The sequence below is a fragment of the Rahnella victoriana genome, from assembly GCF_004330295.1.
GTDB classification, from domain to species: domain Bacteria; phylum Pseudomonadota; class Gammaproteobacteria; order Enterobacterales; family Enterobacteriaceae; genus Rahnella; species Rahnella victoriana.
In genome coordinates this window covers 99,612-113,209 of sequence record NZ_SJOJ01000005.1, presented here as the reverse complement: position 1 = coordinate 113,209, position 13,598 = coordinate 99,612, and the positions used below count along the sequence as shown (strand labels likewise).

Below are 13,598 nucleotides of genomic sequence, written 5' to 3'. Positions count from 1 at the left end.
CTTGTTATACCTGTGGGGCGTTATTCCAATACTGTTGTCAGTGATTGGATTTTTTGTTAAATGCAGATTACTTAAGGTCAGGTAATGGCTGACCGGCTCCCTGACTGATCCCAAGCTGGGGTAATAAATCGTTAATCGCCGTGGCGTAACTGACCAGCGAATAACGGCTGTCGTATTTCGCGCTGATTTGCGAAAACTTTGCCTGAAACACATCCTGTTCGACGCTCAGTAAGTCATTCAATGTGCGCTGACTGAGTTTATATTCGCTTTTGTACACATCGCGGGAGCGTATGGAATCCTGCAACTGGTCGGCACTGGCCTGCGCCTGTCCTTCCGCGCCAGCCCAGTTGGCGTAGGCCACCGAAGCTTTTTGCAGAACGTCGAGCTTGGCCTGATCCACCACCGTGCCTGCGATGTTTTTGCGCCCTTCGGCCTGCCTGACTCTGGCGGAAACCGCCCCTCCCTGATACAGCGGCGCACTGACTTGTAACTGGATTTGGTTATTCCAGTACGGATCATTTTTGGTTTCATAACGCGTCCGGTTCGCCTGCAAACTCAGCGTCGGCAAATAATCGGACTTGGCTTTATTCACGTCAAATGACGCAGATTGTTGTTGCGCCTGCGCATATAACACCGTCGGTATGGTCGAATAATCGATATTATCCGGCGCAACCGGCGTGTCGAATTTATCTGTCACGAAAGGTTTATAATTATTCGCCCTCACGCCGGTCAGTGACGTTAATTGCGCCTTCGCCGCCGCTAAGTTCGCCTGATATTGTTTCAGTGTCGAACGCATACCGGAAATACGTGACTGAGCCTGTAATACATCGGATTGCGTCGTTAATCCGGCATCGGAACGTAAGGACGACATTCTTCTCACGTCTTCCAGTGCGCGAATATTTTCTTCCACTGCTGCTGTCAGATCCTGATATTTCAATACATCCAGATACGCCGTGGCAGTTTGCTCTGCGACGTCCGACAGGGTTGCCAGTAATTTATAGCGATAACTTTCCTGGGCAGATTTCTGCTGGCTGATGCTGGCATTGGTTTTGCCGAAATCATAAATCAGCTGTGACAACGTCAGGCCGTAAGCCGCCGCGTTGTTCATGCTGTTGGAGAAATCCTGTTGCGTCGAGCTGCCGGTATTGGCAGTCAGCCCGATCTGCGGAAACCACGCACTTTGCGCCTCGCGGATCTGCGCCTGGCCGATCCCCATCTGATACGCCTGCTGGGTGACCGACGGGCTGCGTGAAAACGCCTGCAGGATGGCGGTTTTCAGATCCACTGAGTCCAGCCCTTTCATCGAAGGTGCTGCGGCCCAGTCCCCGTCACTTTTTGTTACATCTGCATGACCGGCAAGGGGCAGCGCCAGACACACTGTCAAAATACTTAACTTACCTGCGACTTTTCTCAGCGTTTTTTTCATCTGACACTCCTGTCATTATCCTTACCGGAAACGTCCTCGCGCCATGCTGACGCAGTTTCCGGAACCCACATTCCTTCTGACTTGCAGGGGTATTATTACAACCTTCTGTCCTGTGCAAAAGTGGCCCACAGAGAGGGGCACGGTTTGAAATACATTGATTTAAGGCGAAATATCCTATTAAAAACATTGATGGCGTGAATGGAAAAATCTTAAAAATCAGGCCGTTGTTTTGTTGCCAGAAAGGAAAAATCTGATCACCCGGAAGGCGGAAATGAAGACAATTTGATTACAACAGACCCATTAGCCTTACAAAAGTCAGTCACTTCCTAGGGAAATTTGCAAAATCCTTACAAAGAAATGCGGGGTAATTTGCGTTTTTGTGGCTTTTTACAGGGCGGGATGAACGCACGGGGTGAGATTATTCTGAGACAAATTCCCGGAACTTTCACCTGAAAGACTTCAGGCGAAAGTGAAAAAACAGCAGGGCAAGGGAGAGATAAACAGTTAAGAGAATTTTATGCTTAACACGGGATCACAGTTCAGCGTTACCCGGATTATCAAATCCGACGCGTCCGACAAACGGCAACCGCAAAGCCGGATCCTTCACATCAATGCCCAGATTCAGCCCTAACACATTGACCTCTACCCCTTCTTCGACGCCCAGCGTCACGCCAAGCAACCCGAGCACGGAAATTTGCACGCCGCGCCCTGAGGGTGGCAACCCCACCGGATGGGTGATTGCCCGGTAATCTTTCCCGAGGGCATTGGATGGCAAATCGAGATGTAAATCAGGCACTTCACGCCCTATATGGGCGATAAAGGTATTGCTGTTCGGCCCCGGCCACGCGTGATAAGTGTGCGGATAGGGATAGCTTTTGATCGCCGCAGTGATCTGCGGGATCATCGCCTGCGCCGCTGCACCACGGTGATCCACCAGCACCCGCGGCCGCGAGCCAAACCAGTAACCGTCCGGGACGGTGTAATTACGCCTGACCACATTGGTGCTGCCCCAGCTGATGACGTCATAACGGGTAAATTCCGTTTCACCTTCACGTTTGAAAATAATCCACGGATGCACGGCCACCAGCCCGCGCCAGCCATAGGTCGGGGCGGCATAGACCTGGATAATGGCGGTGTTTTTGAATTTAACCGGATCCGGCGCAATACCGGCGGAATCCCGCCGTGCCGTGGACCAGCTCTCTCCGGCGGGTTCTTCCCGGGTCTGCGTAGCTTTGGCGTAGCTGTATCCGAAAGACAGTAAGAGTAAGAGAACAAATCCGAGACTTATCCATTTAAAGGCGAGCATGCTTTTCTTCTCCTTTGAAAGATTTTTGGACAACGAGCCGTGGCAAATTACCGGCGGCATGAACGAAAGCCCGGCGTTGTCTGTACACCGGATGCACCGCCACCAGAGGGTTATACAGCACACCGGAAACGCTTATCGACGTTTTTCAGGCTGTGGAACACAATAATATTGTTGGTCAGCGCCAGAGGGGGCATATAACACAAGGTGTAACCAAACAGCAGCGTGATCAGCAAGGTGCCGTTTCATTGATTATCCCCTGCCCCATGACAAATTTGCGAGTCCGGTCACGATGATTTTTTCAACAAAAAAGCCCGGCTGGGAAAATCAGACTCCAGCCCATTGTTGCTGGCGTCCGGCTGTCACATACTGCGGTTAACCATGAAATACGTTTCACCGGTTTGATAAAAATAACGAACTGAAGTTAACGCATTGATTAAAAAGGATGAATATGACTGACTCTAAGAAAGCATTGATCATCGGCGCATCACGCGGTATCGGTTTGGGTGTGGTGAAAACGCTCGCAGAACGCGGCTGGAAGGTCACGGCCACCACGCGTGACGCGGTTCCCGCAGGCGCTTCGGGTTCTGCCGACTGGCTGAAACTGGATATCAACGAAGCGGAACAGCGCGAAGCGGTTAAAGACGCGCTTTCAGAAAGCCGTTTTGACCTGATTTTTGTCAACGCCGGGGCGTTCGGGCCGGATCATCAGGATCTGCATCAGGCCAGCGATAAAGAAATTGTTCAGCTGTTTATGACCAATACCATCTCCCCTGTGCGCATTGCCTCTGCGTTGCTGCCGCTGTTAAATCACCGCACCGGTGTGCTGGCATTAATGACCTCTGAACTGTCCAGCCTGAATGAGAACGAAGTGGCGACTTATCCGCTTTATTCCGCCAGTAAAGCGGCACTGAACATGCTGACCCGTGGCTTGCTGGAGGAGACAGAGAAGCAGGAACTGACGCTGCTTTCCGTGCATCCGGGCTGGGTACAGACGGATATGGGCGGCGAGAATGCCACCCTGACCGTGACGGAAAGTGCCACCGGGATTGTCGATCAGTTCGATGCCTGGCGTGGCAAAGGCGGCCATCACTTTGTGGAATATTCCGGTCGCGAACTGCGCTGGTAAACCCGCCGTGATCTGACAAACGGCTTGATCCGTTTCTGTGTTAATGCCACCATTAGGAAATTAACGTTTCCTAATGGTGGCATTTTTATGACATCCGCTTCACCTAAAGATCGCGGCCGTCCGCGTGAATTCGATACCGGACTTGCGCTGGATAACGCCATGACGGTGTTTCGGGAAAAAGGCTTCCATGCCGCCTCCGTCAGTGACCTGAGTCAGGCGATGAACCTGACCGCAGGCAGTATTTACAAAGCTTTCACCGATAAACGCACCCTGTTTCTTCACGTATTTGAACGTTATACGTCGCTGCGTAATGCGCAGTTGCGCCAGCAGATTGAGCGCGTCACTACCGGCCGTGAACGTATCGCCGAACTGCTGCGTTTTTACCTCACCTCTTCCCATGAAATCGAAGGCCGTCGCGGCTGTCTGGTGGTTGTCGGCGCCGTCGAATTACTCACGCTGGACGAGGAACTCGCCACACGGGTTCGTCAGGCCATTATGCGCAACAAGTCCCTGCTCACGGGCCTGATTGAACAGGGTCAGCGCGACGGTTCAGTATCGCCCAACCTCGACGCTGCCGCCGCCACCTCGCTGCTGCTGTGTATTGCACTGGGCATGCGGGTTGCCGGTAAAGTGGAAAACAATCAGGACATGGACGCGACATTGCAACTGGCCCTGAAAATACTCGATTAAAAATTTTTCCCCATTTAGGAAACAATCATTTCCTAATCATCCTTTTTACGGAGACTGACTATGACTGATAAAACGCGCTCTTCTGTGGTGTCTGCCGACCCTTTCGCCGTGGCTGCCCCTACACTGCCCGGCTTTACCCATCGCTATGCCAGCGTCGAAGGCGTGCGCCTGCATTACGTCAGCGGCGGCAATCCTGAAGGTAAAGTGTTGTTATTGCTGGCCGGTTTTCCGCAAACCTGGTATGCGTGGCGCGGCGTGATGCAGGCACTGGCGAACGATTTCTGGCTGATTGCGCCGGATCTTCCCGGTCAGGGGGATTCTGACCGGCCGGAAAGCGGCTACGACACGCAAAATCTGGCGCAGAAAATTCACGGCCTGATGCAGCTTCTCGGGCATTCACATTATTCGCTGGCGGCACACGATGTCGGCGCATGGGTGGCTTATCCGTATGCGGCGATGTATGGCGATGAAGTCCGGCGGCTGGCGCTGCTGGATGCCGGGATCCCCGGAATTACCTTGCCGGATGCCCTGCCGGTGACGCCGGATACCTCGTGGAAAACCTGGCATTTCGCCTTCCATACGCTGCCTGATTTGCCGGAGGCGCTGATCACCGGCAACGAACGGGTGTATCTCGACTGGTTTTTACGCCGTAAAACCGCCGCGCCGGATGCGTTCAGCGAGGACGATATCAGCGAGTATCTGCGTGTTTTCCTCAAAAGCGGCGGTCTGCGCGCCGGGCTGGCGTATTACCGCTCGGTGACGAAATCCGCTGAACAGAACCGCGAGCTGAACCGGCGGGGAAAACTGCCAATGCCGCTGCTGGCGGTCAGCGCCAGTCAGGGATCGATTCCGGATATGGCTCTTCCCCTGCGCGCTTTCGCTGAAAACGTCACCGGCATTATCATTGCGCACAGCGGCCACTTTATCCCCGAAGAACAGCCTGTGGTCTTAGCCCGCGAGCTGCACAATTTCTTCACAATGTGAGATGAAGATTTGCTGAACTTTTTATGATAAAAAGACGACTCAGATTGTTTGTTAATTATTTGTATACACAATAATTGCCGCGCTAACGAGTCGTCACTGACCGCAGACACGGCATCTTTCATTTTTCAGGGATTTGTCATGTCTGCTCCTGCCGTCGGTCCGGATTCACTGTTACAGCACCGCTCGTTTGTCGCTTTCTGGATCGCCCGCGCCGCATCCAGTTTTGGTTTCCAGATGCTTTCCATTGTGGTGAGCTGGCAGATTTATTCGATAACAGGCCGCGCGTTTGATCTCGGGCTTATCGGGCTGGTGCAGTTTTTACCTTCCGTGTTGCTGGCATTAGTCGCCGGACACGTGGCCGATCAGTTTGACCGCCGCCGCGTGGTACTGCTCGGGCAAATCGCTGAATGGGTGGCGATTGCCGCACTGGCTTATCTGACGCTGACGCATCACGTTAATGAAGTGATTGTGCTCGGCCTGATCTTTGTGATTTCAACCGCTAAAGCGATGGAAGCGCCGTCGTTGCAGTCCATGTTGCCCGCGCTGGTGCCGCCGAATTTACTGGCACGCGCGATGGCCGCCAACAGTGTCTCCGGACAGGCGGCGGCCATGGTCGGTCCGGCGCTCGGCGGTTTTCTGTATGTCGCGGGCGCGGGAGTGGCTTACGCGGTATGCGCCTGTCTGTACCTGCTGTCGATCGTGATGGTCAGCCGTTTACGTTATGAACAGACGCCGCCACGCCGCGTACCCGCCACTTTCAAAACATTGTTCGCCGGTATTGGTTTTATCCGCGCCCGGCCGGACGTGCTGGGCGTTATTTCCCTCGATCTGTTCGCGGTCCTGCTCGGCGGGGCTACCGCGCTGCTGCCAATTTTTGCCCATGATATTCTGCACACCGGTCCGTGGGGACTGGGCTTATTGCGCGGCGCACCGGCGGTCGGCGGCCTGATTGTCGGGTTCTGGCTCAGCCATCGGGCACTCAACCGGAATGTCGGGAAAATCATGTTCGCCGCTGTCGCCGGGTTTGGTGCCGCCACGCTGGTATTCGCCTTTTCCACCTCGCTGTGGTTATCCATGCTGGCGTTATTTGCCCTCGGCGGTTTCGACATGATCAGCATGGTGATCCGTGGCGCGCTGGTGCAACTCGATACGCCGGACGACATGCGCGGCCGCGTCAGCGCCGTGAATTCCATCTTCATCAATACCTCGAACCAGCTCGGCGAATTTGAATCCGGCCTGCTGGCAGCCTGGGTTGGCGCAGTGCCTGCTGCGGCCATCGGCGGTGTCGGCACGCTGATCGTGGTGGGATTATGGATGACCTGGTTCCCCGGTCTGCGTAAACGGCAGAAACTGGAAAATGACATCGCCGCATCCTGATAATGTTGCGGGGATTTTCGGCACTGGAACAAATCGAAAATCCCCAATATAATCAGCTCATTCATTCACCAACGTTATATATAAGGAGGATTGCCATGCTGACCCGTGAAGTTTTTTTAATTTCACTCGTCCTTAGCGATCGTCACTGCTCAGGTGTTTCCGGCTCCGTGCCGCGATAACCTGCCTGAGCGAAGCTAACTGACATCCTGAGAACTTCCCTCCGGCTTACCGGTTATCGTCGGCTATTTTGACGATGGGCATTGCTATGCCTTAAACCTGAGTAAGCATCATGACGACATTGTTATCTGCACAATCCTTATCTTTCGATAATGCCTTCGGCCCTTTGCTGGCTGAGATTTCCTTCGGCCTGAAAAAAGGCGACCGCATCGGCCTGATCGGCCATAACGGCTGCGGTAAAAGTACCCTGCTGAAAATCCTCAGCGGTGAACTGGCGGCCACCGCCGGCACCGTCACGCTCGCGAATCACTGCCTGATGGCGCGTGTCGAGCAACATCTGCCCGCTGAACTCAATGACCACAGCCTGCTGGACGCGGTGTTCAGCCTTCTGCCCGACAGCCTGCATCAGCCGGAAGCCTGGCAGGCGCAGGTGCTGCTTTCCAGCCTCGGGTTTGATGAACAGGCCCTGAAACTGACGGCCGGAACCCTCAGCGGCGGACAGCATACCCGTCTGCTGCTGGCACGCGCGCTGATCCGCCAGCCGGATGTGTTGCTGCTTGATGAACCCAGTAACCATCTGGATCTGCCCACTCTGTTATGGCTGGAACAGTTTCTGAAAAACTGGAATGGCAGCTTTGTGCTGGTTTCCCATGACCGCCGTTTGCTCGACAGCGTGACCAACAGCACCTGGATCCTGCGCGATAAAACGCTGCAATTTATCCGTTTGCCATGCACGCAGGCGCGACAGGCGCTGGATGAGAAAGATATCGCCGACGCCCTGCGCCGTAAGTCCGAGCAAAAGGAAATTGACCGCGTCACGCGAAGCGCAAAACGGCTGGCCGTGTGGGGCAGCGTTTACGATAACGAAGGGCTGGCGCGCAAGGCCAAACAAATGGAAAAACAGGTCGGCCGGATGAAAGACGACCAGACGGAGGTCACGGCGGGAAATCAGTGGACCCTGCGGCTGAACGGCGAGGCGCTGGCGGCGGACCGTGTGCTGGCACTTTCCGGTTTGCAGGTACGCCCGGCGGCAGAGGCCCATGTGCTGTTTTCCCTGGATAACCTGCGGGTGAAAAGCGGCGATCGCATCGCGCTGGTCGGGCGTAACGGCTGCGGGAAATCGTCGCTTTTACAGGCTTTATGGCAGGCGTACAGCCAGCCGCAACCCGATGACGGAGGCATTATTTTTCACCCGCGCGTGCGGACCGGCTATTACGATCAGAACCAGCATCAGTTACAGGATGATGATTCGCTGACGGATGCGCTGTCGCCGTTTGCACCGCTGACGGAAGAACAGCGGAAAATGGCCCTGATCGGTGCCGGATTCCCGTTTATCCGTCATCAGCAAAAAGTCAGTACCCTCAGCGGCGGCGAGCGGTCGCGGTTGTTGTTTATCGGCCTGACGCTGGCGAATTATTCCCTGCTGCTGCTCGATGAGCCGACCAACCATCTGGATCTTGAAGGCAAAGAGGAACTGGCGCAGACGCTGAAAACCTTCAGCGGCGCGGTGTTGCTGGTGTCGCATGACCGGACGCTGATCGAAGAAAGCTGCAACCGCTTCTGGCTGATCGACCAACAGCGTCTGGAGGAGTGGCACGCGCTGGCACCGGTGTATGCCCTGCTGGCTGGGGCGTCTTCCGTCCCTTCCCTGACGGTAACGGCACCCGCAACCGAAACAGCGGAAGTGGCGGAAACCGGGGAGGAACGGCTGCTCGCCCTGCTGCTGGATCTGGAAAGCAAGCTGGAAGAAGACCGGGCGCGGAAAACGAAACATCAGAAGCCCGAACTTCAGCAGCAATGGTTGCAAAAGATTGCGCAACTGAATGCGTTGCTGGATCTGGTCTGAAGACATATGTTAAGAAATGGTATCCGAATTTTTACTGACGCAATGCATTCCTGTCCCTGCCGGAGATATTATGTTTAACGTTTTACGTGCTGAGCCTAAAACCACATTCGAATATGGCCCGTTTCGTATCCGCCGTATTCGCCCCGGGCAAATCCTGCCTGAAAATGGCGATGATGCTTTCGGGCCGCTGAGTGTGATTGATCATGCCAATCTGGAACCGGGTACGCTGGTGAAGATGCATGAGCATAACAATGACGAGATCCTCAGCTATATGTGGCGCGGATCGATGGTGCACGAGGATTCGGCGGGTCACCGTGTGCCGCTCTCGCCGAAAAAGCTGATGATGATGAATGCCGGTGAAAGCTTCTGGCATGAAGAATCCACGCCGCTGGTACCGGCCGAAATGTTGCAGATTTTTATCCGCCCGCGTAAGGCAAATCTTGAAGGTCGCGTGCAGTTTATGGATCGACCGGACGGGGTGAAACAAAACGCGTGGACGCTGCTGGCCGCGCCGGAAGGCATTGAATCACCGCTGGAAATCCGTCAGGCGGTGTATGTGTACGACATCCGCTTGGACGCTGACAGCACCACGGAAATCCCCGCGCATCCCGGTTTTGCGCAATGGCTGTATGTGATGGACGGTGAAATCAATATCGCAGATGTCAGCCTGTCGAAAGGCGATGCGATCAGTGATGAGGAAAGTACGTTGTCTGCCGCCACGGCGAAGAAAGAGACCACACTGGTGTGTTTCCTGGTTTGTCTGGGTGCAGAAGCGATTCTGGAAGGCACCATCAGCGGTAAGTAATAACCTGCTGTCATAAAGAATGGCATCTTAATAATGAAAAAGCCCCAGTCGTTAAACCGGGGCTTTTAAGGTACTATCAAATTAATATTTAACATTCATCAACTTAATTACATATTACTGCTTTTAAAGATGTACATCGTTTCACAGGATATATTTTGCTGTCTGGTAACGCTATCCTCCTATAATTTCGTGGAATAACATCGGTATCCTGTTCATTTCACTTAAGCCGGTTTTCAGTCGGGATAAATGAGTACATCACCCTCGCGATATAGACTCTTTGATGCGTGACCTTACTCTCGTCGCGATATTCTCGATTTCAGACTTAACGTACCCAAATCGCGAACATTACTCTGACTAACAAGGCGTTACATCATCGCGTTGTGTTCCACATCATGCGATTGCACAGCTTTACTGCGTGGCCTTAAAGCGTCATCTCACGGGTTTGAAATTACCACCCGGTGTTGAATCACCCAAACTAAAATACTTCGTGGCCTTTATCGCATCTCATTACTTGCAAGTTTATCAACCTGCTAAATGCACCGCGAAATAAAATTTTCATTCCACTTCTCTCTGGTGCTGAGTTCTAATTTACTCGTAATAAACTCGCTGTCAACCCTGTATTTACGAACAGCTTTTTTATTTGGCGTAATAGGATAAACCCTAATGAAATCTGTGATCTGCGCTGGGAATATTCATTACCCGTTTAACCTGAAAATTGCACAATAATAATATTTTGTACACATTTTCGGCGTTATTTCCCTTTGTGGGTGGTTAACGCCCCCTTTTGTACCAGCAAACTAGTTCAACGGTGTACATTCCGCTGGCGATCCACTATATTGCGGCGCTCAAGGCCAAAGACGCAGCATAAACGCGCATCTGATGGCCGTTTTTCCTGTCACTTCTTTTACAGCAATTCATTTACCGAATCGTGATAAAAGCCACGCGAGGATACGCATTATGGCGACGCTTTCCGTGACCGCCCCGCAACGTTCTGTTTTGGGCGGCGCAATGATTATCGGAGGCACCATTATCGGTGCCGGGATGTTCTCTTTGCCGGTGGTCATGTCGGGTGCCTGGTTCTTCTGGTCAGTCGCCGCGCTGATTTTTACCTGGTTCTGCATGCTTCATTCCGGTCTGATGATCCTGGAAGCCAACCTTAACTACCCGGTCGGCTCCAGTTTCAATACGGTGACCGGTGATTTGCTGGGCAAAAACTGGAACCGGCTGAACGGCATCACCATCGCCTTCGTGCTGTATATCCTGACGTATGCCTATATTTCGGCCAGCGGTTCGGTGATCCAGCATACGTTGCGCGAAATGTCGGTGAGTTTCTCCCCGCGCCTCGGCGGCCTGCTGACCGCGCTGGCCGTGGCGTTTATCGTCTGGCTGAGTACCCGCGCCGTGAGCCGCATGACCGCTATCGTGCTGGGTGCCAAAATCATCGCGTTCTTCCTGACCTTCGGCAGTCTGTTGTGGCATATCAAACCGGTGAATCTGCTCAACAGCGTGGAGCTGAACCCGAGTTACGCGCCTTATGTGCTGGCGACGCTGCCGTTTTGTCTGGCGTCGTTTGGCTATCACGGCAACGTACCGAGCCTGATGAAGTACTACGGCAAGAACCCGCAGATCATTAAAAAATGTCTGCTGACCGGCACGCTGATGGCGCTGGGGCTGTATATCATCTGGATGCTGGGGACGATGGGCAACATTCCGCGCCCGGAATTTATCGGTATCGCCGAACGGGGTGGCAATATTGACGTGCTGGTGCAGTCGCTGAGTCAGATCCTCAACAGCGCCGGTCTGGATTTACTGCTGACGATTTTCTCCAACTTCGCCGTCGCCTGCTCGTTCCTCGGTGTGACCCTGGGATTATTCGACTATCTTGCCGATCTGTTTAAGTTCGATGACAGCCGTACCGGTCGTTTTAAAACAGCGCTGATAACCTTTGTGCCGCCGGTGATTGGCGGTGTGATTTATCCGGATGGTTTTATTTACGCGATTGGTTTTGCCGGTCTCGCCGCCACGGTCTGGGCAGTGATTGTGCCTGCGCTGATGGCCCGTGCCTCCCGCCAGCGTTTCGGCAGCCCGCAGTATCGCGTGTGGGGCGGCAATAAGATGATCGTGCTGGTGTTGCTGTTCGGCATTCTGAACGCGGTGGTGCATATCCTGTCGGCTTTCAGTTTACTGCCGGTTTACCGCTAAACCGCCCTGCTTGCTCCAGATCAAGCCATGCGCCAGCGCATGGCTTTTGTTTTTCTTCCTGCTAATCACAATTCCCCTACAGTCTGTGATTTATTTGCCGATTATTTATTGCAATAATCAGGGCAGATGCAAATAACCTCCTCTTCGACCGTATTCAATATCAGGAAAAAAAATGTTAGAAATTTTTGATGTCAGCTACAACGACCTGACAGAAAGACGTTCGCAAGACCTGTATAAACTGAGGAAGAAAACCTTTAAGGACCGTCTGGATTGGGCCGTTAATTGCAGCAATGGCATGGAGTTCGACGAATACGATAATTCGGATACGCGCTACATGCTGGGAATTTACGACAACCAGCTGGTGTGCAGTGTCCGTTTTATTGATTTGCGGCTGCCTAATATGATCACCCACACGTTCCACGCCTTATTTGGCGACGTGACATTACCTGAGGGTGATTATATCGAATCGAGCCGTTTTTTTGTCGATAAGAACCGGGCGAAAGACCTGCTGGGCAGCCGTTATCCCATCAGTTATGTGCTGTTTTTGTCGATGATCAACTATGCGCGTCATCACGGCCATACGGGGATTTACACCATCGTCAGCCGGGCGATGCTGACGATTGCCAAACGCTCAGGCTGGGAAGTCGAGGTGGTGAAAGAAGGCTTTGTCGCTGAAAATGAACCGATTTATCTTCTGCGTCTGCCAATTGACCGCCACAACCAGCATCTGCTGGCGAAGCGGATCAGTGAGCAGTCTGAGTCAGATATCGCCGCCCTGTGCGAGTGGCCTATGTCTTTGCAGGTGACACCAGTACAGGCTTAATCAGCTCAAGTTCAACGCCAAGCCGGATGGCCTGCTTGGCGTTAATCACGCCCAGTTTCCTGACGACATTCCCCATGTGATATTTCACTGTGCGGGTGGTGATATTGGCAATCTGCGCAATTTCGTCATAGGTTTTGCCCATACTTGCCCAATGCAATACTTCATTTTCCCGCGCGGAGAAAATGGGTTTGCTGGTATTCATCGTGGTATTTGCCGAGGCCGTCGCCGCGCTCTGGTTAAGCATCAGCATTTTTTCATGGGTTTTAATCAGCAGACACTGCAATTTATCCATGTCCTGAGCCACTTTACTTTCCGGACCTTTTTCCTGACCGGATTCCATAATCAGAGACAACATGCCGAGGTTATTCATATGGTCATGAAGCACGAACGTGTAGCCATTGGCGATGCTGAACTTCTTCGACAATGAAAAAATCTTCGACGATTTGAGGTCAGAAAGTACTGTCAGGTTTTCATCCCAGGCGAAGGGGGAAACACGCTTGAAGGCAGTGAGAACCACAGGATCAATATGGTGATAGTTATGCGTGGTATAAATATTGACCCATTCATCCGGATAGCTGGTCACCACAAAAATATTAGTAGGATTTTTTTTATTGATGACCATATAGGTGTATTTTAAAGGCCCGTACGAAACTAATTTCCGCTCGATATAGTCGCGCAACGTTTCTATTATTTTCTGATCATTTCTTACACGAGAATGCATAACTGTCTCCCCCCTGGCTAAAGCCCGTTCCCTTTTGATTTTCGTGGAGTTTCTGTCATAAAGTACAGTATCCCATTACACCTTAGTACAACTATCCGGATGCGCCTCCACCCGT

At 52.8% G+C, this 13,598-nt stretch carries 11 protein-coding genes and 1 pseudogene; 8 read left to right on the top strand and 4 right to left on the bottom strand.

The annotated features are described in order from the left end of the window. Nucleotides 1-67: 67 nt before the first annotated feature. From EYY67_RS06055 to EYY67_RS24670, 3 genes and pseudogenes are all read right to left on the bottom strand, one after another. Nucleotides 68-1,426 (bottom strand): TolC family outer membrane protein, encoded by a 1,359-nt coding sequence (locus EYY67_RS06055; RefSeq protein WP_119824391.1) that lies wholly within the window; start codon nt 1,424-1,426, stop codon nt 68-70. Nucleotides 1,427-1,958: 532 nt separating this feature from the next. After that, nucleotides 1,959-2,732, bottom strand: coding sequence for a DUF3750 domain-containing protein (locus EYY67_RS06050; RefSeq protein ID WP_131693065.1), 774 nt, complete (start codon nt 2,730-2,732; stop codon nt 1,959-1,961). 125 nt (nt 2,733-2,857) lie between these two features. Continuing rightward, nucleotides 2,858-2,974 (bottom strand): annotated as a pseudogene (locus EYY67_RS24670) (hypothetical protein); the annotation flags it as partial. A gap of 206 nt (nt 2,975-3,180) precedes the next feature. Between EYY67_RS24670 and EYY67_RS06045 the strand changes: the two are divergent. From EYY67_RS06045 to eagI, 8 genes are all read left to right on the top strand, one after another. Next, the gene (locus tag EYY67_RS06045) at nt 3,181-3,858 is read left to right on the top strand and encodes an SDR family oxidoreductase (protein WP_131693064.1); all 678 of its coding nucleotides are present in this window, start codon (nt 3,181-3,183) and stop codon (nt 3,856-3,858) included. An 87-nt stretch (nt 3,859-3,945) separates the two neighbouring features. Next, nucleotides 3,946-4,548 carry a TetR/AcrR family transcriptional regulator gene (locus EYY67_RS06040; protein WP_131693063.1) on the top strand — a complete coding sequence of 201 codons (603 nt, stop codon included), beginning with the start codon at nt 3,946-3,948 and terminating at the stop codon, nt 4,546-4,548. A gap of 60 nt (nt 4,549-4,608) precedes the next feature. After that, a complete protein-coding gene (locus EYY67_RS06035; protein ID WP_131693062.1) occupies nt 4,609-5,532 on the top strand; it encodes an alpha/beta fold hydrolase in 924 nt (307 codons plus the stop codon). 138 nt (nt 5,533-5,670) lie between these two features. Further along, a complete protein-coding gene (locus tag EYY67_RS06030; protein WP_095925695.1) occupies nt 5,671-6,909 on the top strand; it encodes an MFS transporter in 1,239 nt (412 codons plus the stop codon). Between the two features lie 289 nt (nt 6,910-7,198). Then, nucleotides 7,199-8,932, top strand: coding sequence for an ABC-F family ATP-binding cassette domain-containing protein (locus tag EYY67_RS06025; RefSeq protein WP_131693061.1), 1,734 nt, complete (start codon nt 7,199-7,201; stop codon nt 8,930-8,932). 70 nt (nt 8,933-9,002) lie between these two features. Continuing rightward, the gene (locus EYY67_RS06020; protein WP_131693060.1) at nt 9,003-9,737 is read left to right on the top strand and encodes a pirin family protein; all 735 of its coding nucleotides are present in this window, start codon (nt 9,003-9,005) and stop codon (nt 9,735-9,737) included. Nucleotides 9,738-10,694: 957 nt separating this feature from the next. Further along, nucleotides 10,695-11,939 (top strand): tryptophan permease, encoded by a 1,245-nt coding sequence (mtr, locus tag EYY67_RS06015; protein WP_131693059.1) that lies wholly within the window; start codon nt 10,695-10,697, stop codon nt 11,937-11,939. 172 nt (nt 11,940-12,111) lie between these two features. Next, nucleotides 12,112-12,762, top strand: coding sequence for an acyl-homoserine-lactone synthase EagI (gene eagI / locus EYY67_RS06010; protein WP_095925691.1), 651 nt, complete (start codon nt 12,112-12,114; stop codon nt 12,760-12,762). Here eagI and EYY67_RS06005 read toward each other — a convergent pair. After that, nucleotides 12,728-13,483 (bottom strand): helix-turn-helix transcriptional regulator, encoded by a 756-nt coding sequence (locus EYY67_RS06005; protein WP_131693058.1) that lies wholly within the window; start codon nt 13,481-13,483, stop codon nt 12,728-12,730. The genes eagI and EYY67_RS06005 overlap by 35 nt on opposite strands. Nucleotides 13,484-13,598: the final 115 nt, after the last annotated feature.

Excerpts from the sequence above, each read along its gene's own strand:
- eagI (WP_095925691.1), top strand. The coding sequence starts at position 12,112 with ATGTTAGAAATTTTTGATGTCAGCTACAACGACCTGACAGAAAGACGT.
- EYY67_RS06005 (WP_131693058.1), bottom strand. The coding sequence starts at position 13,483 with ATGCATTCTCGTGTAAGAAATGATCAGAAAATAATAGAAACGTTGCGC.
- EYY67_RS06045 (WP_131693064.1), top strand. The coding sequence starts at position 3,181 with ATGACTGACTCTAAGAAAGCATTGATCATCGGCGCATCACGCGGTATC.
- EYY67_RS06020 (WP_131693060.1), top strand. The coding sequence starts at position 9,003 with ATGTTTAACGTTTTACGTGCTGAGCCTAAAACCACATTCGAATATGGC.
- mtr (WP_131693059.1), top strand. The coding sequence starts at position 10,695 with ATGGCGACGCTTTCCGTGACCGCCCCGCAACGTTCTGTTTTGGGCGGC.
- EYY67_RS06040 (WP_131693063.1), top strand. The coding sequence starts at position 3,946 with ATGACATCCGCTTCACCTAAAGATCGCGGCCGTCCGCGTGAATTCGAT.
- EYY67_RS06035 (WP_131693062.1), top strand. The coding sequence starts at position 4,609 with ATGACTGATAAAACGCGCTCTTCTGTGGTGTCTGCCGACCCTTTCGCC.
- EYY67_RS06050 (WP_131693065.1), bottom strand. The coding sequence starts at position 2,732 with ATGCTCGCCTTTAAATGGATAAGTCTCGGATTTGTTCTCTTACTCTTA.
- EYY67_RS06025 (WP_131693061.1), top strand. The coding sequence starts at position 7,199 with ATGACGACATTGTTATCTGCACAATCCTTATCTTTCGATAATGCCTTC.
- EYY67_RS06030 (WP_095925695.1), top strand. The coding sequence starts at position 5,671 with ATGTCTGCTCCTGCCGTCGGTCCGGATTCACTGTTACAGCACCGCTCG.
- EYY67_RS06055 (WP_119824391.1), bottom strand. The coding sequence starts at position 1,426 with ATGAAAAAAACGCTGAGAAAAGTCGCAGGTAAGTTAAGTATTTTGACA.